The sequence below is a fragment of the Flavobacterium sp. KACC 22761 genome (assembly GCF_034058155.1).
Classification (GTDB): domain Bacteria; phylum Bacteroidota; class Bacteroidia; order Flavobacteriales; family Flavobacteriaceae; genus Flavobacterium.
This window is the reverse complement of sequence record NZ_CP139148.1, coordinates 4713122-4738306: the sequence shown is the minus strand read 5'-3', so window position 1 is coordinate 4738306 and position 25185 is coordinate 4713122. Positions and strand designations below refer to the sequence as shown.

The 25185-nt window shown below is 32.8% G+C and carries 23 protein-coding genes; 3 read left to right on the top strand and 20 right to left on the bottom strand.

Annotation, left to right across the window (positions count from 1 at the left end):
• Window positions 1-261: 261 nt before the first annotated feature.
• Together SCB73_RS19915 and SCB73_RS19910 are read right to left on the bottom strand one after the other, a co-directional pair.
• On the bottom strand, window positions 262-2532 hold the full coding sequence (locus SCB73_RS19915; protein ID WP_320567931.1) for a glycosyltransferase: 2271 nt from the start codon (window positions 2530-2532) through the stop codon (window positions 262-264).
• Complete coding sequence (locus SCB73_RS19910; protein ID WP_320567930.1) at window positions 2513-3592, bottom strand: glycoside hydrolase family 130 protein; 1080 nt, start codon at window positions 3590-3592, stop codon at window positions 2513-2515. The genes SCB73_RS19915 and SCB73_RS19910 overlap by 20 nt, the downstream gene beginning before the upstream one ends.
• Window positions 3593-3846: 254 nt before the next feature.
• Between SCB73_RS19910 and SCB73_RS19905 the strand changes: the two genes are divergently transcribed.
• Window positions 3847-4014 (top strand): DUF1328 domain-containing protein, encoded by a 168-nt coding sequence (locus tag SCB73_RS19905; RefSeq protein WP_320567929.1) that lies wholly within the window; start codon window positions 3847-3849, stop codon window positions 4012-4014.
• Window positions 4015-4091: 77 nt separating this feature from the next.
• On the opposite strand, the gene SCB73_RS19900 is transcribed toward SCB73_RS19905, so the two are convergent.
• The 11 genes from SCB73_RS19900 to SCB73_RS19850 all read right to left on the bottom strand — a co-directional run bounded on the left by SCB73_RS19900 (window position 4092) and on the right by SCB73_RS19850 (window position 16728).
• Entirely contained in the window at window positions 4092-4559 is a 468-nt protein-coding gene (locus tag SCB73_RS19900; protein ID WP_320567928.1) for a DUF1440 domain-containing protein, read from the bottom strand.
• Window positions 4560-4593: 34 nt separating this feature from the next.
• On the bottom strand, window positions 4594-5103 hold the full coding sequence (locus SCB73_RS19895; protein ID WP_320567927.1) for a DinB family protein: 510 nt from the start codon (window positions 5101-5103) through the stop codon (window positions 4594-4596).
• A gap of 21 nt (window positions 5104-5124) precedes the next feature.
• Window positions 5125-5499 (bottom strand): VOC family protein, encoded by a 375-nt coding sequence (locus tag SCB73_RS19890; protein WP_320567926.1) that lies wholly within the window; start codon window positions 5497-5499, stop codon window positions 5125-5127.
• 300 nt (window positions 5500-5799) lie between these two features.
• Complete coding sequence (locus tag SCB73_RS19885; protein WP_320567925.1) at window positions 5800-6180, bottom strand: DoxX family protein; 381 nt, start codon at window positions 6178-6180, stop codon at window positions 5800-5802.
• A gap of 281 nt (window positions 6181-6461) precedes the next feature.
• Window positions 6462-7202 carry a GNAT family N-acetyltransferase gene (locus SCB73_RS19880; protein ID WP_320567924.1) on the bottom strand — a complete coding sequence of 247 codons (741 nt, stop codon included), beginning with the start codon at window positions 7200-7202 and terminating at the stop codon, window positions 6462-6464.
• A 71-nt stretch (window positions 7203-7273) separates the two neighbouring features.
• Window positions 7274-7879 carry a Crp/Fnr family transcriptional regulator gene (locus tag SCB73_RS19875; protein WP_320567923.1) on the bottom strand — a complete coding sequence of 202 codons (606 nt, stop codon included), beginning with the start codon at window positions 7877-7879 and terminating at the stop codon, window positions 7274-7276.
• A gap of 384 nt (window positions 7880-8263) precedes the next feature.
• Window positions 8264-9682 carry a TolC family protein gene (locus SCB73_RS19870; protein ID WP_320567922.1) on the bottom strand — a complete coding sequence of 473 codons (1419 nt, stop codon included), beginning with the start codon at window positions 9680-9682 and terminating at the stop codon, window positions 8264-8266.
• A 325-nt stretch (window positions 9683-10007) separates the two neighbouring features.
• Complete coding sequence (locus SCB73_RS19865; RefSeq protein ID WP_320567921.1) at window positions 10008-13175, bottom strand: efflux RND transporter permease subunit; 3168 nt, start codon at window positions 13173-13175, stop codon at window positions 10008-10010.
• Window positions 13176-13186: 11 nt separating this feature from the next.
• Window positions 13187-14401 (bottom strand): efflux RND transporter periplasmic adaptor subunit, encoded by a 1215-nt coding sequence (locus SCB73_RS19860; RefSeq protein WP_320567920.1) that lies wholly within the window; start codon window positions 14399-14401, stop codon window positions 13187-13189.
• A gap of 243 nt (window positions 14402-14644) precedes the next feature.
• Complete coding sequence (locus SCB73_RS19855; protein WP_320567919.1) at window positions 14645-15238, bottom strand: TetR/AcrR family transcriptional regulator; 594 nt, start codon at window positions 15236-15238, stop codon at window positions 14645-14647.
• 548 nt (window positions 15239-15786) lie between these two features.
• On the bottom strand, window positions 15787-16728 hold the full coding sequence (locus SCB73_RS19850) for an SMP-30/gluconolactonase/LRE family protein (RefSeq protein ID WP_320567918.1): 942 nt from the start codon (window positions 16726-16728) through the stop codon (window positions 15787-15789).
• A gap of 195 nt (window positions 16729-16923) precedes the next feature.
• On the opposite strand from SCB73_RS19850, the gene SCB73_RS19845 reads away from it, so the two are divergent.
• Entirely contained in the window at window positions 16924-17367 is a 444-nt protein-coding gene (locus SCB73_RS19845; protein ID WP_320567917.1) for a cupin domain-containing protein, read from the top strand.
• 369 nt (window positions 17368-17736) lie between these two features.
• Here the strand turns inward: SCB73_RS19845 and SCB73_RS19840 are convergent, their stop codons facing one another.
• From SCB73_RS19840 to SCB73_RS19820, 5 genes are all read right to left on the bottom strand, one after another.
• Window positions 17737-18201: a hypothetical protein gene (locus SCB73_RS19840; RefSeq protein WP_320567916.1), complete on the bottom strand. Its 465-nt coding sequence runs from the start codon at window positions 18199-18201 to the stop codon at window positions 17737-17739.
• Between the two features lie 191 nt (window positions 18202-18392).
• Window positions 18393-18737, bottom strand: a complete 345-nt coding sequence (locus SCB73_RS19835) for a cupin domain-containing protein (RefSeq protein ID WP_320567915.1) — start codon at window positions 18735-18737, stop codon at window positions 18393-18395.
• A 20-nt stretch (window positions 18738-18757) separates the two neighbouring features.
• Window positions 18758-19180: a DoxX protein gene (locus SCB73_RS19830; RefSeq protein WP_320567914.1), complete on the bottom strand. Its 423-nt coding sequence runs from the start codon at window positions 19178-19180 to the stop codon at window positions 18758-18760.
• A gap of 258 nt (window positions 19181-19438) precedes the next feature.
• Window positions 19439-20233, bottom strand: a complete 795-nt coding sequence (locus SCB73_RS19825) for a helix-turn-helix domain-containing protein (RefSeq protein WP_320567913.1) — start codon at window positions 20231-20233, stop codon at window positions 19439-19441.
• A gap of 814 nt (window positions 20234-21047) precedes the next feature.
• Window positions 21048-21521 carry a hypothetical protein gene (locus tag SCB73_RS19820; protein ID WP_320567912.1) on the bottom strand — a complete coding sequence of 158 codons (474 nt, stop codon included), beginning with the start codon at window positions 21519-21521 and terminating at the stop codon, window positions 21048-21050.
• 602 nt (window positions 21522-22123) lie between these two features.
• Between SCB73_RS19820 and SCB73_RS19815 the strand changes: the two genes are divergently transcribed.
• Window positions 22124-22675, top strand: a complete 552-nt coding sequence (locus SCB73_RS19815) for a hypothetical protein (RefSeq protein WP_320567911.1) — start codon at window positions 22124-22126, stop codon at window positions 22673-22675.
• Between the two features lie 370 nt (window positions 22676-23045).
• On the opposite strand, the gene SCB73_RS19810 is transcribed toward SCB73_RS19815, so the two are convergent.
• Together SCB73_RS19810 and SCB73_RS19805 are read right to left on the bottom strand one after the other, a co-directional pair.
• Entirely contained in the window at window positions 23046-23921 is an 876-nt protein-coding gene (locus SCB73_RS19810; protein ID WP_320567910.1) for a hypothetical protein, read from the bottom strand.
• The gene (locus tag SCB73_RS19805; protein ID WP_320567909.1) at window positions 23921-24961 is read right to left on the bottom strand and encodes a hypothetical protein; all 1041 of its coding nucleotides are present in this window, start codon (window positions 24959-24961) and stop codon (window positions 23921-23923) included. The genes SCB73_RS19810 and SCB73_RS19805 overlap by 1 nt, the downstream gene beginning before the upstream one ends.
• Between the last annotated feature and the right edge of the window lie 224 nt (window positions 24962-25185).

Genomic DNA, 25185 nt, shown 5'->3' with positions numbered 1-25185 from the left:
TAATATCTTTTAAAGTTGTAAAATTCCTTGCAAATCAGTTTTTTAACAGTTTTATATTCGTTTTTTAAATTATAGATTAAAATTACCTTAATACTTGTTAAAATCTTTTACAGAACTTTTTTAGAAGCTTATATAATTCTCATTCAAATACAATAAATCGAGTGTTGTGACGTTTCGGAATTTCTTAAAAACAAAAAATCCCTTTCATTGAGAAAGGGATTTCAAGGGTTGAATTGAATTTTGGTCAGCTGTGCTGTAAATTTAAGAATTTATTGCGATACCACGGCGGGTTTTCATTAGCGGAATCACTTTGGTTTCTGAATGAACAAAATTCTCCATTAACAAACGCGCTGTTAAAAAGCAAATTGTAGATTCGGCGCCTTGGTTGAGATTTACATTTTCTTTTTCTAGTCCGTCGTAACCACCGCCGCTGATTGGATTATACATGATTTGGCCCAAATGATTTTTTCCCAAAAACCAATTAAAAGCGGACTTCATTTTATGTTTATATTCCGGAATTTGAAATGCATTGTAAAAAGCATTCAAAGTCTGAATAGTATAAGAAACATCAATAGGCTGTTCTCCATATTGTCTCGGAACTGAATTTTTTTGAAGCCATCCTTGATTCGAAATTACTTTAAACTCTTTGTTGACAAACATTTTTGACAACAAAAAATTTAATGAATCCATAGCAACTTTTTTGTACACGGGTTTATTAGTAATTAGATAAGCGTAAAGCATTGATTCGGGTAAAATTCCGTTTGCGTAGGTCAAATAGTTTTCAAACCATTGCCAATTTTCTGAAGCGTGATCTTCATAGTTGGCAAGCAGTTTTGTGTTCAATTTATTGATAATAGCCGCTACATATAAATTAGGAACAGCATTATGATAGTGATACAATCCTTTTGTTGCAAAACCTATTGAACGAGGTGACTGAATGTTTTCGGCCCATTTTAAGGAATTCAACAAACATTTTTCTGCTTTTTTAGAAATGTTTTCAGGAAGAATATTGGCATTTGAAATCACAATTCCTAACGCCCAAATTGCTCTTGCATTTGAATCTTCTAGATTTACTTCGGCATTTTGTTCGATATGTTCGCGATATTCTTGATCGACATAATTGATGAAACTGCCGTTTGGTTTTTGACATCTTTCGATGAAATCCAGATAAATTAATATGTATGGCAAATCTGCTTTGTCTTGTGTTAATTGATAATGCATGCAAAAAGTGATCAAAGCACGCGCATTATCGTCTAAAGTATAACCTGATTCTAGATCTGGAATTGAAATTTTGCTGAATTGGATAATGCCTAAATCTGTGGTCAATTTTTTAATGTGTTTCAATTGAATATCAGGATAGCTGAATTTAATTTCGGCAGCATTTTTAAACAGTTTTTTATAGGTGTTCATGTGTGTAATAGCGCAATTTTCCCATGAAAAAGCTCGAGTTTTTGAAAATGCCTGAATTCCCATTTCATGTCTTAAATCTTCGTTAGAAATTAATTTTAGAGTTGCTTCTGCAAATTGATCTACATCTCCAATATCGACTAAAATTCCCAATTCAGGAGTTAATACTTCTAGCGTATGCGGAATTTTTGATGCCACCAGCGGGCAAGCGCAACTCATTGCATAAGAAAAAGTGCCACTCACGGCTTGATTAGGATCTTTTGAGGTAAATAAATAAATATCAGTTGCTTTTAAATAATCTAAAAGTTCATTAGTATCGAGATATTCATTTATAAATCGGACATTGTTTTCTAATTTCAATTCTTTGACAATTGATTCTAGTTTATCGCGATAAGCGTCAACACCATCAACGATTAAATTTGGATGTGTTCTTCCGATAATCAGATAAAGAACATTTGGTTCTTTTTCAATGATTTTTGCTAATGCATGCAAACCAGTTTCAATATTTTTTCCTTCTCCTAACAGTCCGAAAGTAGATAATACCAATCGATCCTGAATATTGAATTTTGCTTTTGCTTGATGAGGAGTTTCATAAACTACAATATGCGTTCCGTGGTGCATTGTCGTAATTATTGCTTCTGGAATATCATAGTCGTTCATCAAAATTTCTCTTGACTTATTTGTCATTACAAAAACCGAATTGCTGTAGCTCAAAAGCAATTTTACGAATGTTTTTAATTCATTATTAGGGTTTGGAATAACACTGTGAAAAGTAAAGGTCAAAGGTTTTTTAATTGCGTTTAAGAAATCAAGAAGATGATCTCCATAATTACCGCCAAATAAACCAAATTCATGTTGAATATGAACCAATTTTACATCTTGATCTTTGTTGATTTCCTCCGCTACTTGAGCATATTCTTCTCGGTTTTTAGTGTTCAAAGTATAAGCTTGGGTAGGATTTTCTTTTGGTTTGTCGACCAATTCGCAAATTTCACAAGTTATTGATTTGCCAAAAACATTGGTAATTCCTTTAATAGTATCTTGTGTATAAGTTGCTATTCCGCATTGTGTTGGAGGGAACGTGGAAAGAAAAACTATTTTCGATTTATTTGATATCGTCTTCATGGGGATTCTGTTTTAATTCAGTTAATAAGTCGTTCAAGTTCAATGAGGCCACCGCAATTTTGTCATCGGCGGCACCGTAATAAATATAGAGCTGGTTATCAAAAATGGCTGTCCCGGTTGGAAAAACCACATAATTTACATAACCGTGTCGTTCATAATATTCTGATGGCGTGATAATAGGTTTTGCTAATCTAGCCAGTACTTTTGCAGGATTATCAAGATCCAACAAAGCGACACAGGCATGATATACTAAACCTTTTTCACGTTTTTCGGCGGCATGGTAAATCAAGAGCCATCCATCTTTGGTTTCAATTTGCGGGGCACCTGGACCAATATGACTGGTTTCATGGTCAAATTTGGGTTCCAGAATAATATGGTCTGGTAAGTTTTTGATGTAGTCTTTCCAGAATTCAATTGTTAGTTCGCTTTTCTTTTCAAAAGAAAAAAGTTGAATTGAAGGAAATAATCTATGTAAAGCTATGAATTTTCCGTCAATTTTTTTAGGAAAAAGAACCACATTTTTATCCCAAACGAATAAATTTTCCTTAATGGTTTCCGTCAAAGGATAATTTCTTTCGGTGTTGAAAGCCAATATTTTTGCAATGCTTGGATTTTGTAAGTGCTTTCTAATCAAGTTTGTAAATTCGTTTAAAATAAATTTTGGAGTAATGATTCCTTTCTTTTTAAAAGAAATTAAATCTTTTGATGTTGCCAATGCACCACAAGCGTTTATTCCGTCGTATGTAACATACGTCATATAAAATGTGTCATCAATTTTGGTAATTCGTGGATCTTCGACACCATGAATTTCATAAATATATTCTGGAACAAAAATAGGTTCAGTACGTCGTTCGACTAATGTTTCTGGTCCTTCAAATCTGCAATATCCTATAGTTGAAAAATTTCCTCTTTTTGCCGCTCTGTAAAACATGTGAATGGTATTTCCGTCTTGATAAATTGCCGGGTTTAAAACACCTAATTCTTCAAAGGTGCGCTCTGTCTTTTCTAAAATAATTCCATGTTTTGTGGCTGTTATACCCTGAGCTGACGCTATTTCCATAATGCTAAAAATTTTATCTAAAATTACTTTAGGAATAAAGCGACGATTAATCCAATCGATCAAAAAATTAACTCAATTGCATCGGCATGGGAATTTTGTAAGAGTAAAAAAGAATTCTAAAATTAGTGTAGTAACTTCATTTATAGCTTATTGTATTATAAAAATAATTTTTAGAGATAATTAATTTTAGACTAGAAAACGAAATTTGAGCAAGATTAAAAATCCGTTAAAATATTAACAATAAAAAATGCATTATGACACATTGGACTATTACTTTTATTGTTCTAGCAGTTATAGCTGGAATTTTAGGTTTTGGAGAAATTGGAAATGATCCCTCTTTTATTGGGCAGGCTTTTTTCGTTGTATTTTTGATTTTAACTTTTATAACAATAATAATTGGAAAGTTAAAAGTGACTCGTTAAGAGTGTTCTTCAAAACAAAAAAAGCGAAACCAAAATTGATTTGGTTTCGCTTTTTTAATTTCATATTTGTTATGAAGCTATTGTCGCAACGATAGATATTTTTTATGAAGAAAGGCTATCGGAGTTCCGATACAGCAAATCAAAATTATCATAGACAAGAATAACGGAAAATCTAAATGTTTTTCTGGCAAAACAGGAAATACAACCGGAAGAACTACAAGATTCATTATAATCCAAACAAAAACACCGTAAATAATTCCAGATACTAGGGTGTTTTTTTTCAAAAATGAAAAATAAGGATAAATCATAAAATAAAACCAAGTAAAAGTAAAAGCTATAAAATAATGCAATAATAGTCCGTATAATGCCATTTGCGAACCTCCCGAGTAAGCTTCTTTTTTAAAGATGCCACTTGCAATAGATTGTAAAATTTTAACTCCTGTGGTTTTGTCGAGAATTCCAGCATAAATGGTAATTGCAGCAACAACGTCAAGAGTTCCGGCAATTAATCCTGTAATAAAAATGGCTCCGCTTTTTGATTTCATATAGATCTGTTTTTGGTTGATTTGAAGCTTAAAATTATATTTTGGTCAGCATTTTGTAAATCGAGTTTAATTGATGTGTATGCCTTTGCGTATGAACGAGAGCAAAATTGATCCACTCAAAAATGGTGAATTTATCAAAACCTGGAACTTGAAAATCCTCACAGGTTACGGTAAGGTCATAATTTTCAGTTGCCGTAAGTAAATCCGATTCGATATTCTGAAATGCTAAAGTTAGCGATTTTTTGTTATACTCCTTATTTTCAGGTTTTAGGAAATCTGGAGCATTCATTTTTGTAGTAAAATTTAAAAAAATGCTTTCCAGTTGCGGTACAAATTCCTGATATTTTCGAATTGTTTTTTCGGTTTTTCCTGCAAATAATTCGGGATAGCCTGAACAGGCCAAAATAATGTGTTGAGCAGTTTGTCCCGCTGTCCAACTGTCTTTATATGGAACTGTATTTAATTCTTCTTCCGAAAAAGAAGCAAGGGTTTCATTTAATTTTTTGAATGTTTCAACAATATTTTTTTGTACTTCGGTTTTCATAGTATTGATTTTAAAAGTTGATCAATCTACTGATGTGATCCACCATACATTTCCAAAAGGATCAGTTATGCCACAAGTTCGGCCATAATCTTGATCGCTTAATTCCATTAGAGAACTGGCGCCATTTTCTAATGCTTTTTGATAGGTTTCATCAGCATTTGGAACATAAACAAATAAGTTTGCGGTTTGTTTAGCCCAATCTGTTATTTCATCGGTAATCATTATGGTGCTTCCGTTCAAAGTAATTTCGGCATGCATAATGGTTCCATCTCCGCGTAGTGATTTTGTATTTGTTTCAGTTGCTCCAAAGACTTTTTTTGTAAAATCGTTGAATTTTGAAGCGCCTTGTAAAATCAGATACGGCATTATCGTTTGATGTTCTGCTGGAATATTCATTTTTATGCGATTTAAAATTCAGTATTTTAAATTTACAAATTTATTTGTTAATAATTTGTAAATCAATAAATTGTGAATTTATAAAAGCACTTCGCAGTGATAGCCACATGAATTTACAAGTTCAATCACGCTAGTATTGCAAATTGAAGAGGCATGAATACGGAGAATTTTATCGCAGTCTTCGAGATCAAAATTGATAATGCTGTTTGGGAAATGTTCAAGAAGTTTCCCAACAACCAAATTAGATTGTTCGACTTCTTGAACATTTGTTTTGAAAACCTCGATCATCACTTCAAAAAGTTATAAGGCTATATTTTTATAGCGTTCGATTTTGTGATAATAGATATATGAAGTTGCTAAAATCAGTAGAATAATCAACGGGAAAAAACTTTGAAAATTCATTCCGTCAACTGCAAAATGACTAATGGAAGCAAATATAAAATCAAATCCGAATCCGGCGTAAGCCCATTCTTTTACATTTTTAGGAACTTGCGGAATTACTAATGCTAATACGCCCAATACTTTGAAAACGACTAAGGCATTCCCAAAATATTCAGGATAACCTAAATGTCTGATTCCTTCTTTAGCCATTTCTGTTTGAGATGTCAATGCCGGCATAACGCCTTCAAATAAGAAAATTAGAATTGTCGTTGTCCAAAAAATAATTTTTGCTTTTTTCATGAGGTTTTGTTTTTAAATAGTTATCAGTTAATGTATTACAAATGTAATATTCTTACTTTTTTATTTAAATACGTATTTCCGACTATTTTAGGGGCATTTGAGACAATTCAAAGGCTCAAAGTGACAAAGTGACAAAGCTTCGAGGCTTTTTTATTGTTGTGTTGGAATTACCATGTTTAGTTTTGTCTTCCTGAGCGAAGTCGAAGGATCACATAGAGATTCCACAAAGATTGTCGATTTTGAATGCGGGGCTTCGACTTCGCTCAGCCTGACATAAAATGCTAAAAATTGGAACTTAAAAAGTAATTCGTAATGATAAACAAATCCTTAAAACCTAATCTGCTATAAATGTTTTTTCCTAAAGCTGACGCTTGTAACTGTGCATATTCGCAATCAGCATCAATCGCTTCATTGATTGCAAATTTCATGATTTCTTCGGCAAAACCTCTTTTGCGCATTTCGGGAATTACGCCTACACCATGAATTCCCATGATATTTTCCGTTTGAAAAAGAGTAAGCGTTCCGATTGGTTTTTCTTCAAAATGAACCAAATAAAACTTTACATTGTCATAATTATGTACCAATGTTTCTTTACTGATTATATAATTAAACGATAACGGATAAATATCTGACCAAGTTTTCGAATCTTTTTCATTTAAAACTCTTTTAAAAGTAAGATTATTTTCAAGTTGAAATTTTTCATCCAATTTTAAAGCCATCGCTACAAGTTGGTTTCGAATTTCAAATCCGTTTTTTTCAAAAATCTCATTTGAATTACTTCCGAAAATATCCCAATACGGAATCACCAAACCTGAATGGTCTTTAATAATTTCAAAAATTTGCGGAAGATTTTCTTCAGTGATATCTTCGCGAAACCATAATCGGTTTGGCCAGCCAGAGTTTTTTATCTGACTGAATTGAAACGGATCGTTTTTATGATAAGAAAGGAGAGGAGTGGCAACAGTTTTCCAAAGCGTGGTAAGATTGTCAATATTATCTTTTATGAGTTTTATATTGTTCATTTTAATGTCAAATTTTAATTATAAAACAAAGATAAATGGGCAATGTGAGGAAAGCCTTTACATATGTTGATTTACAAAACTTTTTCAAGATTTTTTCTGATTCGGCTTAATTGTGTTGGCGTAATGCCTAAATGCGAGGCAATATGCAATAACGGAATTCGATCTGCAACAGTCGGATGTTTCTCTAAGAAACTCAAATATCTTTCAGTTGCATTTTGCATAACCAGAGCAATCTCTCGCTGTTCTTTTTCAATAATCCAGTTTTTTTCCAAATAGGCAATATAGAAAGTTTTAAGATCATCATTTTCGTTAATCAACTGCGTATATTTTTTGTAATCGAGAGTGATTAAAATGCAATCTTCTAAAGCTTCGATTGTAAAGCTCGAAGGAGTTTGCAGTATTGATGAGACTTTAGAACAGGCAAGTTTGTTTTCGAAAAAAAGGTTTTTGTTATAGAAATTTCCTTGTTCGTCTGTAATAAAAGTTCGTAGAATTCCTTTTGCAATAAAATAAAGATTTTTACAGATTTCCCCATTTTCGAGTAATATTTCTCCTTTTTTGATGGTCTGGAAATAGGTCAGGTTTTCAATCAATTTCCATGACCTTTCAGAGATCGGAGCGTAACTTTCGAAATATAATTTTAGATTGTTGAGGTAATTCTGTTGGTCAGATGTCATTTATTTCTGTTTTTGCGAAAGATTAAAATTAGATAAGTTTTTTGTTAGATGCAAGGTAGATTAATAGCTCTCGCAAAGTCGCAAAGACGCGAAGATTTATTTTTCACGCAGATTTAAAAAAGATTTAAGCGAATTTGAGCAGATAATTTTTTTATATCTTTAAAAATTAATCTGCTTAAATCTGCAGAATCTGCGTGAAATAAATACTTAATAACTTTGCGACTTCGCGACTTTGCGAGAAATTCCAAAAAGCTTTTGTGTCTTTTGCGTATCCCGATAGTTATCGGGATTGCGCCCTTTGCGGTTAAATAAAAAAACGCCATGAAACTAAAAAGTCTCACAGCGTTTTCATCTCAAAAAATAAATAATTAACGGGTATAGGTATTATTTCCAGCCTCCGCCGAGTGCGCGATACAATTCAGTATTGGCTGTTAATTGTTGTCTTTTTATGTCTGCTAATTCTAATTCGCTTTGTAATAGATTAGCTTGTGCAGTTAAAACTTCAAGATATTCTGCCATACCGTTTTTGAAAAGCAAATTGGCATTTTTAATCGCTTGTTGCAACGTTTTTACTTTTTGTTGAAGAAAAGTTTCTTGTTGTTGTAATTTCTCGGTTACAATTAAAGCATCAGCAACTTCGCTCACAGCAATCAAAACCGATTGTCTGAAATTGATAACTGCTTTTTCTCTTTCTGCGACAGCAATATTATATTGCGTTTTTAGTCTTTTATTGTTCAATAAAGGTTGTGTCAAACCTCCTGCTACAGTTCCAAAAAGCGAAGCTGGAATATTGAACCAAGTGCTGGTTTCAAAAGAATTTACACCGCCTTGAGCTGTAATTCTCAATGTCGGATATAAATCGGCTTTTGTGATTCCAACATTAGCATTGGCGATTTTTAAAGCCAATTCAGCACTTTTTACATCTGGTCTTCTGCTTACTAATGAAGCTGGAATTCCAACAGCATTATTGTTTTGAATTGCAACTGAATTTAGTAAAGCTGTTCTTTGTTTTGAAGAAGGAAAAGAACCCGTCAAAACACTCAAAGCATTTTCCTGAATGGCAATATTTTGTTCCAATAACGGAATTAGTTGCTCCGAATTTAATTTCTGTGCTTCCGATTGTTGAATTGCTAATGAAGTGGTTTGACCTGCATCATATTTTAATTTGATGATATTGGTTGTGCTGTCATTCAATTTCACATTTTGTCTTGCAATATCAAGCTGAGCGTCCAACATCAAAAGATTGTAATATCCTCTTGAAACATTGGCAACAATATTAGTCTGCAATGCTTTTTTCACTTCTTCAGATTGAAGATATGCAGCAAAAGCGCCTTTTTTCTGGTTTTTGATTTTTCCCCAAATATCAGCTTCCCAAGAAAGTGTTGCTCCTGCAGAGAAATCGTCAATATGTTTTGCACCTAAAGCTTGATTCAAATTCATTCCAGTAAAACTATTGTCTGAAGGATTGCTTGAACTTGCATTTATACCCAAGTTAACTTGAGGCACATTTCCCCATTTTGACTGTGTGAATCGGTATTGTGCAATTTCAATATTTTTAGCAGCAATCTGCAAATCGTTGTTTCGGGCAATTGCGCTGTCAATTAGCTGTACAATATCTTTTTCGGTATAGAAATTTTTCCATTCCAAATCACCGATGCTAGCCGTATCTTTTAAAACAGCTGCATTCCTGAAATTCTCAGGAAATGCATCTTTTGGTGTTTCAATATCCTTTGATACCTTACAGGATATTAAGGTCGTGATCAGAATGGCGAAGACCACGATTTTGGTTATATGATTTTTCATTTTCTTTTTATTAAAATTCCTTTAACCCGTTTGGGTGTAATTTTTTTAAACACATAGAGACATAGTTTTTTGGGATTTGAAAAAGGCGTTTCACTTATTTTAAATTCAGATAGTTTTCTATGTGTTGAAACAAGTTTCTTCTAATCTCTTTTTAGACATATTATTCGATGTCTCTATGTGTTAAAATATTTTTTTTAACCTCATTAACAGATTAAATTTCTGTACAAATATCTTTTTTCGTTTCAAGATCTTTTGAGATTCTGTACGATATATATGCGATGCCAATTATTATGGTCACCAAGATTGTCGTTATATAGTTTTCCATTTATTGTTTTTCTTCGTTATGAATTACAGCTACTGGTTTTCCAGTAACTTTTTCTTGTAAATGTTGGAATACGATGAATAAAACCGGAATAATAAATAATCCGAGAATTACTCCAGAAAGCATTCCGCCCGCTGCTCCAATACTAATCGAATGATTTCCTTGAGCCGATGGTCCTTTGGCACTCATCATTGGTACTAAACCAACCACAAAGGCTAGGGAAGTCATGATAATTGGTCGCAAACGTAATTTTGCTGCGTCGATTGAAGCTCGTACTAAAGCTTGTCCTGATTTTCGTTTCTGTACCGCAAATTCCACAATCAAAATGGCATTTTTCGCGAGAAGTCCGATAAGCATTACAAGTGCAACTTGAACGTAAATGTTGTTTTCGATTCCGGTCAAGCCGATTGCCACAAATACTCCAAAAATACCTGCAGGGATTGATAAGATTACAGCCAATGGCAGAATGTAACTTTCATACTGTGCGGCAAGTAAGAAATAGACGAATATCAAACACAGTAAGAAAATTGTCGCCGACTGTCCTCCAGAAGAAATCTCTTCGCGAGTTTGTCCTGAAAATTCATAACCATAACCTGCAGGAAGCTGTTGTGCTGCTACTTCTTCAATTGCTTTAATGGCGTCTCCAGAACTAAATCCAGGTTTTGGAATTGCATTAATCGAAATTGAGTTGAACAAGTTGTAACGTGAAGCAGTTTCAGAACCATAAACACGAGTCAGTTTTACTAAAGTGTTTATCGGAACCATTTCGCCTGTTTTATTTTTTACAAAAACTCGGTCAATTGATGATGGATCAGCTCTGTCAGCAATATCAGCCTGAACTACAACTCGGTAATATTTCCCGAAGCGGTTGAAATCAGAAGCCTGAGCACTACCAAAATAAGTCTGCATGGTCTGTAAAATGTCTTTTACATTCACGCCCAATTGATTTGCTTTTTCATCATTAATATCCAATTGCAATTGCGGATAATCGGCTTTGAAACTCGTAAATGCTACAGCAATTTCTGGGCGTTTCATCAATTCTCCAATGAAATTCTGAGAAATGCCACTGAATTTATCCAGTTTTCCTCCGGTTTTATCCTGAAGTACCAAATCTAAAGCTTCAACATTGCTAAATCCAGGAACAGTTGGGAAACTGAAAACGAAGAAACTTCCGCCAGAAATACTGCCCAATTTGCCACGAACTTGGTTCATGATATCTTCGATATTTTTCACTTCGCCACGATCTTCATTTGGTTTAAGCAATACGAAAACTACTGCTGAAGAAGGACTCGTAGAATTGGTCAATAAGTTGAAACCTGAAATTGCAGTCACAAATCGAGATGCATCTAATCCTCTTAAAGTATTTTCAGCTTCTGTCATTACTTTTTGAGTTCCGTCAAGAGATGTTCCAGATGGCGTGTTTACTGCAATAGCAATAAATCCTTGATCTTCTGTTGGAATAAATCCTGCAGGAGTTGTTTTTACTAATAAAACAGTTGCGATAGTAATTGCCGCTAATCCGCCTAAACTCAACCATTTTTTTCTGATTAAGAATTTAATTCCACCAACGTAACGATTCGTAAGCGATTCAAAACTGCTGTTGAAAGCGGTAAAGAATTTTTCTTTAAATCCTTTTTTCGCATAAGGCGCATTTGCATCGTGAGCACCGTGATTATCTTTCAAAAATAATGCAGCAAGTGCAGGAGACAATGTTAAGGCATTAACAGCCGAAATTACAATTGCAATTGCCATAGTAAAAGCAAACTGACGATAGAAAACTCCTGTAGAGCCTTCCATAAAACCAACCGGCAGGAATACAGCAGCCATTACCAGCGTAATCGAGATAATAGCACCCGTTATTTCGTGCATTGCTTCATGTGTGGCTACTTTTGGAGACAAATGTTTATGCTCCATTTTCGCATGCACGGCTTCTACGACCACAATCGCGTCATCCACCACAATACCAATCGCCAGAATTAATGCGAAAAGCGTTAGCAGGTTGATCGAGAATCCGAATAACTGCATGAAGAAGAACGTTCCTAAAATTGCTACAGGTACAGCAATAGCCGGGATTAATGTTGATCTAAAATCCTGAAGGAAAATAAATACTACAATAAATACCAGTATAAAAGCTTCTAATAAAGTGTGTTCAACCTGTTCAATGGATTGATCCAGCGATACTTTTGTACTATAGAAAATATTATGTTTTATTCCTTTTGGGAAATCTTTAGAGGCTTTTTCCATCATTTTATTGATGGCAATCTGAATATCATTTGAGTTGGAACCCGCTAACTGAATAACCCCAATTACAACTCCTTTTTTACCATTTAAACGCGTTAAACTGTTATAAGAATATGCACCTAATTCAACTCTTGCAACATCTTTTAAGTGAAGAACAGAACCGTCAGGATTAGAGCGAATTGCGATATTTTCATAATCTTCAGGTTTGGTTAGCTTTCCTTTGTATTTGATTACATATTCAAAAACTTCTTTGCTTCGTTCACCAAATTTACCTGGAGCGGCTTCTAAACTTTTGTCTTGAATAGCGCTCATGATTTCGTTTGGCGTGATTTTGTAAGTTGACATCTGCGTTGGATTCAACCAAACACGCATAGAATAGTCTTTTACACCACCAAAGATACTAGCAGAACCGACACCGGGAATACGTTTTAATTCCGGAATGATATTGATTTGTGCGTAGTTGGCAACAAAAGTCTGATCGTATTTTGATTCATCTTCGGTGTACATACCAATAGCCATGATGAAACTGTTTTGCTGTTTCGCCGTGATTACACCTTGTTGTACAACCTCTGCAGGAAGCTGGCTCGTTGCTTGTGCAACTCTGTTTTGAACGTTAACCGCAGCTTGGTCGGCATCTGTTCCTAATTTAAAGAACACCGTGATAGCCAAACTACCGTCATTACTCGCTGTAGAACTCATGTAAGTCATGTTTTCTACACCATTTATAGATTCTTCTAAAGAAGGAGCAACCGAACGCAAAACCGTTTCTGCGTTTGCTCCCGGATATACCGCCGTTACCAAAACCGATGGTGGCGCAATATCAGGAAATTGCTGTAAAGGCAATTTAGTCAAGCCAAGTACTCCCAGAATCACCAATAAAATGGAAATAACGGTCGCCAGTACAGGCCTTTGTATAAATATTTTGAACATTGTCGTTTTTATTATTTTTGATTAATTACTTGGGCAACTTTTGTTGATTTTTCAGGTTGAATAACCTGTCCTTCTTGAAGTTTGTCAATACCGCTTAATACGATTTGGTCACCCGATTTTACGCCATCTTTAATTAGATAGTTAACACCGCTTTTACCAGCAATCGTGATTGGCATTTTGCTTACTTTGTTGTCTTTGCCTACAGTGAAGACAAATACTTTATCCTGCATTTCAACCGTAGCTGATTGCGGCACTAAAATCGCATCGTCGTGCTGAACACCTAAACGGATTCTTCCTGTATTTCCAGAACGTAAAATTCCGTTTGCATTTGGAAAAGTTGCTCTTACCGTAATCGCTCCAGTAGTTTTGTCGAATTGACCATCGACCATGTCAATTTTTCCGGTTTGAGGATATGCATTGTTATCTGCCAACACTAAAGTTACAGGAGGCAATTTTCTGATTTTATCGCCAATTGTGCTTCCAGCATATTGTGCTTTGAAATTGATAAAATCAGTTTCGCCAAGAGAGAAATAAGCAAAAACTTCGTGAACATCTGAAAGATTTGTCAAAGGCTCAACATCTGTAGCCGAAACTAAACTTCCTTGTTTTTTTGGTAATCTTCCAATATAACCGCTAACTGGAGCTGTTACAGTAGTATATCCTAAATTGATTTTAGCCGAGCCAACCATTGCTTTTGCTTGTTCGATATTTGCAGCAGCAATTTTTTGTGAAGCTTTAGCTGTTTTTAATTGATAATCTGAAACTACTTTATTTTGAACTAATGGGGTCAATTTATCAACTTCTAAATTCGCGTTGATTAAAGCTGCTTCAGCCGCATGTAAATTCGCTAAAGCGTTGTTCAATTGTTCGCGGAAAGGACGTTCGTTTATTTTGAATAAAGTTTGACCTTTTGTTACATAAGCACCTTCGTCAACATAAACTCTTTCAAGATTCCCGCTTACTTGCGGACGAATTTCAACGTCAACAGTACCTTGTATAGAAGCAGGATATTCAGCGTCCGTAGTTGTGTTAGCGCTTGTAATTGCTGCCACAGGTAAAACCGGTGGAGGCGGAGCAGCAGGCGTCTGATTTTTATCAGCACAGCTGCTTAGTACTAATGCCAGAATAAAGCTGGTTATAATTACATTTTTCATTTTCATATTGGTTTTAATTTGTTGGACATTTCTTTTTAAAAATTGTGGTATTCTAACATTTTCGGGATTCATATTTAATAATATTAAATTTTCTAACGTTGTTAAGTTTAAATGCGCAAATTTTCTGTTTTAATCTGTTTTTTGATGTTGCTTTAAATAGGTATTAAATCATTTATCACTGTTAAGTAAAAGAGTAAAAAAACTCAAAATTACTTTAATTAAATTTTCTAACAGTGTTAAGTGAAATTTCTAAAAAAAAGGATTTTAAATTGTCCTTAAATTATTTTACACTGTTAAGTGAAATTGAAAATTTTTTTATTGTATTGATTTGATAATACCGCCAATAGCGTCTTTCAAAATTTGATTGTTGATACTTTCTAATGCTCCGTTTTGGTTTATAATGTTGATCGCAATCAAACCATGAATAATAGAAAAGAAAGTAAAATACTTTTGTTTAATAATCTCCGGATCCGGATTGCTGTTTTTCATGACTTCAGCAATAACTGCCGTGAACATCATATAAGGCGAATCTGAAAGGGAACATTGTTGCGAACAACAATTCATCTGAACACCAAACATTACCTGATACATTTCGGTATCTGTAAAGGCAAAATCCCAATAGGCCATCCACATGGCTTCTAATTGTTCTTCCGGTTTTTCAAATTTTGCTTTCGCTTTTTCTAATTCTTTTGCCAGTTTAATAAATCCTTGACCGGTTAATTCGGTCAAAATAGCATCTTTATTAGAAAAGTATTCATAAATAATTGGGGCAGTATATTCAATTCTGTCAGCAATTTTGCGCATACTCAAACCATTCCAGCCGTCTTCCTTTACGATGTCATAAGCAGCTCCAAGAATGTTACTTCTTGTTTCTTCTTTTTGTCTTAAAATTCGATCTTTACTAGCCATTTTGATTAAGTATTAAATTGTTTAACACTGTTAGGCAAATGTATGGCGGTTTTTCGAATTACAAAATATTTTTATCATAATATTTTCTTATCGTGCGATAAGTGATTTTTAAAATGGTTGTGAGATATTGATTTTATTAGGGTTTTAGATTTTAAAATCTTTTTTAGAAGCAGAATTTTTTCGTTTTTAAGACCTTTTGTCCCGCTCTACATTATATCTTTTATGTCGAACACCGCCATAAAAGGATATCATTGCGATCGGGGCTAGAAGAGAAATTATTGTTTTCATAATTTTCTATGAAAACGAAAATAAAAATCCCATTCTAAACTGGACTGAAGTCCAGCTCTACAATATGGGTAGAGCCGCTGTCTCTTTTTTTGTCGATGACAAGAAAAATTCTGAATGAATATTTCATATTATAAGGCTGGACTGAAGTCCAGCTTTATAATATTGGTAGAGCCACAGCCTCTTTTTTTTGCTAATAGCAAGAAAAATTCCGAAGGAATGTCCCATATTGTAGGGCTGGACTTTAGTTCAGTCTATTTTGATTATTTCATTCCTCGAACATTCATTTCTAATGTATAAACACTTTTACTGGCAGTAATAAATAATGTCTTAAATTTTTTTCCTCCAAAACAAACATTCGCTGTCCATGGTTCAGAAACATCAATATGGGCAATTTTTTCGCCTTGCGGATTGAAGACGGTAACTCCATTTCCGGTCAAGTAAATGTTCCCGAATTCATCTATTGTCATTCCGTCTGAACCTGATTCCGTAAACAGCATTTTTTTGCCCAAAGAACCGTTGCTTTCAATGGTATAGGAGTACGTTTTATTTGCTCCTATATCTGCTACGTATAAGGTTTTTCCATCCGAAGTTCCAATAATGCCGTTAGGTTTTATAAGGTCATTCGCAACATTGATAATTTTGGTTTTATCCGGAGATAAATAGTAAACAGATTCTTTCTCAATTTCTTTGGAGGTATGTGTCCAGTAATCCCTTTTGTAAAAAGGATCTGTAAAATAGATACCGCCTTTTGGATCAACCCAAAGATCATTGGGGCCATTCAATCTTTTTCCTTCGAAGTTGTTTAGTATTACAGTATAATTTTTGTTCTGGTCTATTTTCCAAAGCTCATTTTTTTCATCGGCGCAAGCCAAAAGGTTGCCTGCGCGATCAAAATACAAACCATTAGCTCTTCCTGCATTTTCCATAAAAACAGAAAGTTTGCCATTAACCGACCATTTCATGATTCTATTATTAGGCTGATCCGTAAAATAAATATTTCCTTTTTTATCCGAAGCTGGCCCTTCTGTAAAACTGAATTGATCGGATAGTTTTGTGAGAATTGCGCCTTTTGCTATTAATGCAAGGCTTTTTTCTTTTGACGTTTGAGCGGATATAAAATTTAAAGTAATAAAAAATAAAAAGAGTGATTTTATTTTGAGTTGGCGTTGATTCATAATAAAAAAAAGTTGCTTTTGAAGCATTTTAAAAAGTAGTTTTTATTTCTGATATTCTACAAAGTCGACTTAAAATTTGCTTGTAGTTGAAGAATTTCTTTTGTAGAATATGATTTTTAAAGACAAAATAAAGCTAATAATAGTATATAGACAAGATTTAGAATTTTATTTTAATTTCAATTTATCAAAAAGCAATTTTTCGTATTATTACAAAAAAAGAAAATGAAACTAGCATCAACCCTCATTATTATACTTCTTGCAATGTTCTCGCAAGAATCTATACAAGCGCAGGAGGTAAAAAAAGAAAAAACGCCATCAGAACCTCAATACACAATCGAAAACTGTATCAATCATTTCGATCTAAACAAAGCCACGAAAACCAAAGTTGGGTATCAATATTGGTTTGCCGATAAAAATTTCACTCAGGAAAACACACTCAAAATGAGTATTGTTGAGCCCGGAAAATCTACGCACGCGCCACATCATCATCCCGAAGAAGAATTCTTTTATATTCTCGAAGGTTCGGCTTCTTTTTTCTTGGATGGAAAAACAGTTGTAGTAGGCCCAAATACAAGTTTGTATTGCCCGCCAAATGCCGAACACGGAATAAGCAATGCTGGAACTACAGATTTGAAATATCTGGTAATAAAAAAGGATTTGAGATAATTTATTTTTTGTATTTATTAATCCCTTTACTGCATTACCTTTCATTTCTTGAATAGTGGTTTATTTTAGATTTTTAATAACGCTAATACGTTGGTCAATCTAATCTGGACCAAAAGCATGCACTTCATTAATGTTCAAAAAAAAGCTCTTAAAATAATTTAAGAGCTTTAAAAAAACAAAAAAGTACAGCTTACCGCTACTGTGCTTTTAAGCAAATTTTGATTTGCATTTTAGAATCAGGATAAATTTTAAAATGCCGTATTAAAATGAACTGGTTAGATAATCACTAAATTAAAAGTGAAACGTTGGTTAATCGTTGTCAAGCTTTTTTCTTTAGTTTTTTTAAATCTGAAATTATAATGGTTTTGGTTAGTTAACTGAGAATTGGGGATAAATTTTATTTTGTCCTTTAAATTTTTCTAAAATCAAATCGTATTTCGTGCTTTTTTGATTTGCATTATTGCTAAAAAAACGACCTTTATCTGCGACTTTAATTCCATTATAAGGGTTTGTAAATCGCCCAAAATAAGAGTTTGCCATTGCTAAAATTGCCTCCTTAGAGGTGAACGAGTATCTGACTCCATCTTTTTGAACGTATTCTTCACCAAGTTTTGGATGGTATTTTTTTTTATTATGGGAAAAAGATCGTGGAACTGTTGACCAGAAATTATTGTTCGCATCTTTAAAAAGGAACAATGAATTATAGGACGCAGAAAACAAAGTGCCATTATTTGTATCTAAAAGATACGTGTATTTTGCCCCATCCTGATTGACTGCAATATTGCGACTGTATTTTTTTGATAGTAGTTCAATAACTTTTCTTATGGTGTTCATAATGACTGTTTTAAATACTAATACAATTGGGTCTTGTAAAAATAAATTTTAAACTTTTGGAGAACTGTCCTTATAAGTCAGAAAAACAACATTAAAAGACAAATTTTTAGTTTTTCTAAACAAAAAAAGACAGCATATTACTTGCTGTCCTTGAATTAAAGGCTAATCTTGAAATAGAATCTAACTTAAAATTACTTCAAAATCACTACTTCCTCCGGCACTATAAACAAAAGTGTGCAACCATTTTTAGAAAAAACAGAATGTGTACTTTCAGGAGGCATATACAAATAATCGCCCGCTTTTAGTTCGTCTTTTGAGGAGCGCACTTCGCCTTCGAGAACAAAGATTTCTTCTCCGCCTGGGTGAAGGTGATTTGGGTACGAAGCTCCAGCTTCAAATTTTAATAAAAAAGTTTTGGGTCTGTTGGCGGTTTCGTCAAAATGTAGCACTTTATAAAAAATGCCGTCTGTATTTACGCCTTCTTCAATAAGAGGTTTCCAGTTTAATTCGCTTGTTTTTGCAATTTGTTTTTCCATTTTAACTGATTTTAAATTGTTTATTTTTTTGAAAGAAATTCATCTAAACTCCAGTTGTATTTTTCGAATGTCGCTAAAAGAAAAGCGCTCATCGAAAACACAAATACAGAATAATCCAGCGGTTCTTTTACACCAAAAGAATACGTCATGGCCAGCGCAAACAAAAAGGTTAAAATGGATGCGCCGATAGATGCAAATTTGGTTTTGTAGCCAAAGAAAAGGAGCAGAGCTAAAAGTGATTCTGCAATTGTAGCTGCAACTGTGATTGCGGGAATACAGCTTTTTGGAGCAAAAGAATTTACTTTTTCGGCGTAAGCCAGAAAATTCTCCCAACCTGAAGATCGACTTCCCCAAAATCCCAACCGGCTAAAAACGGTCGATGCAAATCCAGTGGCTAAGGCAATTCGCAAAAGAAAAACCGCATAATCTTGATATCTTTTCATGTACTAATTTGTTAGTAATTAATCTGATACAAAGATCGGGCGGTGGTTCTCTTTAAAGAATAGAGAATCTTGGAAAAAGCATGTAATTATGCTTTTTTGTATTATTTGGTTGGAATAAAAAACAAAGTTTTTTTTTGATTTACTTTATTTTTTAATCTCGCAAAGTCGCAGAGTCGCAAAGTATTTTTTAAACTTTATTATTAAAACTTTGCGACTCTGCGACTTTGCGAGCAATTTTCGCAACGAAAGAAAAAGTACTTATAATGGAAAAACTTTCTCCTTATAAGATTTAGGAGAAATGTTAGTATGCTTTTTAAAGAAGTTCGAAAAGTAAAAAGGATCATTAAAACCGAGAGCATAAGCAGTTTCTTTAACCGATAATTTCTCATAAGTAAACAAACGTTTTGCCTCAGAAATAATTAATCCGAAGATGATGTTTTGAGCGGTTTTATTGCAATGCAGTTTTGAGAGTTCGTTGAGTTTGGCTTCGGTAGTTCCAATTAAATTGGCGATTTCAGCAACAGAGAGATTTTTGTCAAAATTGCCTCGAATCGCTTCTAGAAAATGCAGAAACAAAGCATCAGGTTTGTAGATTTCTTCTCCGAGTTTTATTTTAGAGCGATTGATTTCGATTAAAATCAATTGGATTCTGGAATGAATAGAGATGAGGTATTGATACGGTTTTTCGATAATTTCCTGCTGAATAAGTTGTAGTGAATCAACAACTAGTTTGTCATCATCAACTTTGATAATTTCATTCATTGCAAAATGACAGAACAAGCTATTGTGAAAAATGAGTTCGATATCATTATCATTTTTGCAGAAAAAATCATAAGTAAATTCGAGAACAAATCCGGTTGCTTTGTTGCTGTTTTTAATAAAATGAATTTGACCAGAAGTTATAGTAATGACTGAATTTTTGGTAAGTGTATATTCATTTTCATCTACAGATAGCGTCATTTCACCCGATGTACAAAACAGAAGTACATATTTTAATATACGTCTCGGATCTTGTAATTCTGCTGCTTGATCAAATGTTTTAATCTCAATCATTTGCTTTTGTTTTGATCAAAAGTAAGTATATTTTTTTTGTTTAGGATTTGAAACAGATTTTATGCTCTGTAAGGATTGAAGGTTTGAATTAAGTGATTAAAAGGCTAAGCGGTATCATGCTTATGCTTTTTCGAAATATTCTATAGCCATTTCCACAATTGCTTCTCTAGAGGTAAAACTGTATAATGTTTCACTGTCAGCTCTATATGATTCGCCAAGTTTAGGATTATGGTCTTTTTCATTTGCATGAAAAGAATCTACAGGAGTTATCCAATAATTGCGATTTTGATCTATAAAAGAGTAGAGATCAGCGTCTGATATAAGGAAAATGGTTCCATTTTCATTGTCCAGAATAGAAGTGTGTAGCTGGTATTTGCATAAGTGCCTAAAATAGTAATATTTGAATTGTATTTTTTAGACAGCAATTCTGTGATTTTTTTGTTAGTGGCATAATAGTGGATTTTTTGTCTTGGTATAGTAAAGTTAAAATTACGGTTTTTTATTGTGTTACCACTAAAAGTTTTATTTGTATTAAAATAAGGTTTTTTGTTGGGTGAAAATAAATGGGTTTGAAGCTGTAAAATTGTGTTATTAAGGTTTTAAGAATAAAACATAAAAAAGGACAGCGACTGACTAAAAGCTGTCCTTTTTAAACAAATTGTAATTTTTGCATTTTAAAAACCCAATCAAAATTTCAAAATGCGGCATTAAAAAAAAACGTACAGATTAGTAATTACTAAAAAAGCAAACGCAGGTTATTTCGTTTCAACTGCTTTTTTTAGTTTCGTTGCGGGCAAAACTTGCCAGTTTATTTTTAATTGAAAGAAAGGTAAGTGTCGACTTTGCTAAACATTCGTGCTTTAAACTTTTGAAGGTTTAAAGCAAGGAATTTTGTTTTATCAAGACTTTCATAAATAATGAATTTTTCATTTGCGATTTTGATTCCATAACACGGATCAATAAATTTTTCGAAATAAGCAACAGCTCTTTTCAAAACAGCTTCTTTGTTGGTGAAAGTATATTTTGCGCCGTTTTTACTGGTGTATTCCTGGCCTTCCGTTGGATAATGCTTCTGGTTGTTGTAGATAAATGACTTTGGTGTAGTCGACCAGAAATTGTTTTTGGAATCTTTGAAGACAAAGAGCGATTCGCACGAAACAGAAAACATAGTGCCGTTGTTGGTATCCAGTATCGAACAGAATTTGTTTTCTAAAGTATTAGAGAGAACAGAAATACGAAATTTGTATTTCTTTGATAGTAGGTCAATAACTTTTTGTGCAGTTTCCATAATAATTATTTTAAATACTATATCATTTACAAGTATTGTAAATTTATATTTTAAAATACTGATATATTGGCTATTAAAAGTTATAAAAATGGTATAATAAGCTTAAATTTAGGAAATTGAAAAGACACAAAGTTGCAAAGGGACAAAGGTTGTCTTTGAGGTTTTAAGAACATGAAAAAAGGCAAAGTCAGGAGACTTTGTAGAGTGGGTGATTTTTGTTTTCGGATTTTTGCGTTTAGTTTGTCATCCCGGAACGAGAAATCTTCGCAAGTGACTCGACAAAGATTATCCGAGTGGGACGCATTTATCTAAAAGATCGATAGCGCGGATTTGCAATCCGTGCCCGTAACAGTTTAAGGCAATGTAAGTCATTAAAATAACGTGCCAGATAATCTTTGCGGGCACGGATTGCAAATCCGCGCTATCGGGCACGGTAATTTTTGTTTCAAGTTTCAGGTTTTAGCGCGTGGGAACATTTTCTAATTCTTTATAAAATCAGTCTGACAATTTTGATTTTATAGTTTTTATTGCAGATTATAAAAAAAAACTACATTTGTTTTTTGTACGTAAAACTTAAACTATAATTACTATATGAGAAATTTTTGTTATTTTCTATTTGTCTTTCTTTTTCATTAAAAGCAATCTGTCAAACTGTAGAAATTAAACTTGTTACAAAGAATAATGACACTATAAAAGATTATAAGATAAAAGGCAATTATTCATTCGAGAATAATATGATTCTTGACTTGGAGAATGAATTAACAGTTTATGATGGAGCAGGTAAAAAAAAGAAATTTTTTCCTACTGAACTTAAATCGTTTAGTTTTATGAATAATGAAAAACTTGTTGAATTTTTTAATATTGAAGATAAAGTTTTCGGATTATTATTATACACAAACAAACTTAGATTACTGAAAGTAATAAAACCAGGATATACTAAAGTAAATTTTTATGTGGTGGAAAGACCAAATAACGGAAAAGTATCGTTTATGGAAGCAATGGGATTAAGCAGACTTATTTCCCAGAAAGTCATTAAGCGTGAAATTACGGACTGCCCGGTAATATTAGAAAAGGTTGATAATAAAACTTTAAAAATTAATGGCGAAGAAGGAGTAATTGAATTGGTAAAAAGCTACGAATCAGATTGTTTCTGAATTTAATCGAATTTTATTTTAAAATGAAAGCCTGTAGAAAATATTAATTTTTACAGGCTTTTTATATTTCGTCTTATTTAAAATCTTTGAAGAGCTATTTGCGAAGATTCACTTGCTGGCGCGAGCGTCTCGCTCGTGTATATTGGTAAATAAAATACTTTTTAGTGAATTTTTATTTTTACAAATTTTAATTTTCAAGTTAGTTGTAGCTACTCTTTGCGTTCACGAGCGAGACGCTCGCGCTAGCGGGGGGGAAAAGTCAGGAGACTTTGAGTTTGTTTAGAATTTCTAAGAACTGATAAAAAAATGCGCAAAGTCGGGGTAAGGGTTTTATAACTAAGTCTTTATTTTAATAGAGACTTAGTTAGATTTATTTATCAATTGACGCTGAGAGAATTTCAAAATAAATTATACTTATCCAATTTAAAAGTTCTTCATTAATTAATTGAAAGAAAATATCACTTTCAATGATTTCGGTAGATCTTATATTTCTTTGTCCTCCCATTGCAAAATGAAAGTATCTATTTCTCAAATCTATGGAAAGTTTTAAAAGATGTTGATATGTTGTAGTTATAGATACATTTGCAACTTCAGAATCAATATTTTCAGATGTTAGAATAGCTTTAATGATTTTAAAATGATTGCGATTGACTTCTTGTGACAATGTATTAAAATTAAAAATTAGAGGAGTTTCTAATAAACTGCTGTCTAAAAGCTTTTTCGTAAACTCATCAAAAAATAAAAGCTCATTTTTCGAGCTATCAAAAAAATTCTTCATTTTCATAAAAGAACCATGATATTCTCTAGAAATTGACGCGTAGATTAACGGGAAACTGTATGAAATATATTCAAGTGATCTATATAAATGCAGAAAGCAAATAGTATGAGATGTTTTCGTCTTTTTATAAAAATAAGAAGATATTTCTTCTAACAAATGCAAAAAGAAGTCTTTGTTTAAATATTTTGTTTTATCTAAATAATCGCAAATTTCTTGAATTTTATGATTCGTTAAGCAAGTTGTAATAGCTTTTGATGAAACTGGTGAATTTTGAGGTTTACCTAAAATTGAATAGTTATTTAGTTGATCAAAAGAATCAGTACTATAAACGTTTGTAATTCTTAGCGTTCCAACTAAAAGTCTTATTAGCAGAGCTTCATTTGTTAGTGAATTTGTAAATGAAAATTGTGCTTTTAAATGTCTGACATATTGCGGTTCAATACGTTCACTATAAGTAAAAGTAGCCATTACAGAACTTCTTCATTTAATTTGTCTAATAAATCCATCTCATTCAACTCTCCAATTTCAGCGTAATTTTCAATGAAATATTGTGAAAGATTTCTTCTCTCTTTACTAAGTTTAATTGTAGAAAGATTTAAAGCTTTAAAAGCTTTTTCAAACTCTTTTAAATTTTCTTCTATTTTTTTTATTTCAATATTATTTAATTTTTCAAATGATTTTCTAATTCCCACACAAAAACCAATCATATTATTAGTATTATCGAACCATTTTTTTAAATAATCAGATTCTGCAAAACGATTTATTAATGCTATAACGGAACTAAACTCAACTGTATCCTCAGTTATTTTTGAATCTATAATTTTCTTAGCAACCAACTCATCCATTTTACTTTCAATAATTTTTTTGTTATCTATTGCAGTACTTTTCGATAAGAATGCTAAATAACCTTTTATTATATTTGATTTTTCAAATGAATGTTGATATTTACCTTTTTTTCCTTTTTCCTTTTCAGTTTGGATAACAATGTCTAAATCTTTGAATTTGTACATGTTGCCTAATAATATTTCTATCTGATGATTTGCAGACATTGCTTTTTGCCCATTATTCAATGTAATCATCCGGTACAGTAAATTGTCCATTTTTTTACAAATAAGGATATTTAGAAAAAGCGGTCTTTCAACATCAATTTGTTGATCAAGTTCAGGATTGGTGTAAGTTCTATGAAGGGCACTTAATCTTTGTATACCATCTAAAATAAAAGCATTTTTTATGTTTTCATTTATATATTTTTCAGCATCTTGAATCTTTGCGGGAAGATTTCCTTTGTCGGAAATTATGGCAAGAGTTATAGGAGGCATTACGCATCCTTTGATTAAGTCTAAACGTAATCGACTGTAAAAAGATGGATTTTGTAGATTTCTTTGGATTTCTAAACGATCAACAAGTGGATAAAGTTCTTTTAGGGCAAAATCATAATTAGTTTTGCCAGTTATAAATTTGCTATCAATAACTAAGTCATCTTCGATCGAATGGATAATAATTTTCATTTTATACGTTTTGTGCTAAATTAGTTAAAAAAGCATTTCAATTATTATCAAAAATATTAATTTATGCGATTAGCTAACCACGTACTTTTACCTATTTTATTAAACAAAAAAAGGACAGTTCTCACAAATCAAGAGAACCGCCCTTTTAGGCAAATTTTTAAATTTGCATTCCTAAGAATGCGTACAGTTTTTGGGTAATCTACTAAAAAGAAGACTAAACGCAG

Excerpts from the sequence above, each read along its gene's own strand:
- SCB73_RS19835 (WP_320567915.1), bottom strand. The coding sequence starts at position 18,737 with ATGGAAAAACAAATTGCAAAAACAAGCGAATTAAACTGGAAACCTCTT.
- SCB73_RS19805 (WP_320567909.1), bottom strand. The coding sequence starts at position 24,961 with ATGAAAATTATTATCCATTCGATCGAAGATGACTTAGTTATTGATAGC.
- SCB73_RS19830 (WP_320567914.1), bottom strand. The coding sequence starts at position 19,180 with ATGAAAAGATATCAAGATTATGCGGTTTTTCTTTTGCGAATTGCCTTA.
- SCB73_RS19850 (WP_320567918.1), bottom strand. The coding sequence starts at position 16,728 with ATGCTTCAAAAGCAACTTTTTTTTATTATGAATCAACGCCAACTCAAA.
- SCB73_RS19865 (WP_320567921.1), bottom strand. The coding sequence starts at position 13,175 with ATGTTCAAAATATTTATACAAAGGCCTGTACTGGCGACCGTTATTTCC.
- SCB73_RS19915 (WP_320567931.1), bottom strand. The coding sequence starts at position 2,532 with ATGAAGACGATATCAAATAAATCGAAAATAGTTTTTCTTTCCACGTTC.
- SCB73_RS19885 (WP_320567925.1), bottom strand. The coding sequence starts at position 6,180 with ATGAAAAAAGCAAAAATTATTTTTTGGACAACGACAATTCTAATTTTC.
- SCB73_RS19860 (WP_320567920.1), bottom strand. The coding sequence starts at position 14,401 with ATGAATCCCGAAAATGTTAGAATACCACAATTTTTAAAAAGAAATGTC.
- SCB73_RS19820 (WP_320567912.1), bottom strand. The coding sequence starts at position 21,521 with ATGGAAACTGCACAAAAAGTTATTGACCTACTATCAAAGAAATACAAA.
- SCB73_RS19880 (WP_320567924.1), bottom strand. The coding sequence starts at position 7,202 with ATGAACAATATAAAACTCATAAAAGATAATATTGACAATCTTACCACG.
- SCB73_RS19900 (WP_320567928.1), bottom strand. The coding sequence starts at position 4,559 with ATGAAATCAAAAAGCGGAGCCATTTTTATTACAGGATTAATTGCCGGA.
- SCB73_RS19845 (WP_320567917.1), top strand. The coding sequence starts at position 16,924 with ATGAAACTAGCATCAACCCTCATTATTATACTTCTTGCAATGTTCTCG.
- SCB73_RS19810 (WP_320567910.1), bottom strand. The coding sequence starts at position 23,921 with ATGGCTACTTTTACTTATAGTGAACGTATTGAACCGCAATATGTCAGA.
- SCB73_RS19840 (WP_320567916.1), bottom strand. The coding sequence starts at position 18,201 with ATGAACACCATAAGAAAAGTTATTGAACTACTATCAAAAAAATACAGT.
- SCB73_RS19905 (WP_320567929.1), top strand. The coding sequence starts at position 3,847 with ATGACACATTGGACTATTACTTTTATTGTTCTAGCAGTTATAGCTGGA.
- SCB73_RS19870 (WP_320567922.1), bottom strand. The coding sequence starts at position 9,682 with ATGAAAAATCATATAACCAAAATCGTGGTCTTCGCCATTCTGATCACG.
- SCB73_RS19910 (WP_320567930.1), bottom strand. The coding sequence starts at position 3,592 with ATGGAAATAGCGTCAGCTCAGGGTATAACAGCCACAAAACATGGAATT.
- SCB73_RS19875 (WP_320567923.1), bottom strand. The coding sequence starts at position 7,879 with ATGACATCTGACCAACAGAATTACCTCAACAATCTAAAATTATATTTC.
- SCB73_RS19855 (WP_320567919.1), bottom strand. The coding sequence starts at position 15,238 with ATGGCTAGTAAAGATCGAATTTTAAGACAAAAAGAAGAAACAAGAAGT.
- SCB73_RS19895 (WP_320567927.1), bottom strand. The coding sequence starts at position 5,103 with ATGAAAACCGAAGTACAAAAAAATATTGTTGAAACATTCAAAAAATTA.
- SCB73_RS19890 (WP_320567926.1), bottom strand. The coding sequence starts at position 5,499 with ATGAATATTCCAGCAGAACATCAAACGATAATGCCGTATCTGATTTTA.
- SCB73_RS19825 (WP_320567913.1), bottom strand. The coding sequence starts at position 20,233 with ATGATTGAGATTAAAACATTTGATCAAGCAGCAGAATTACAAGATCCG.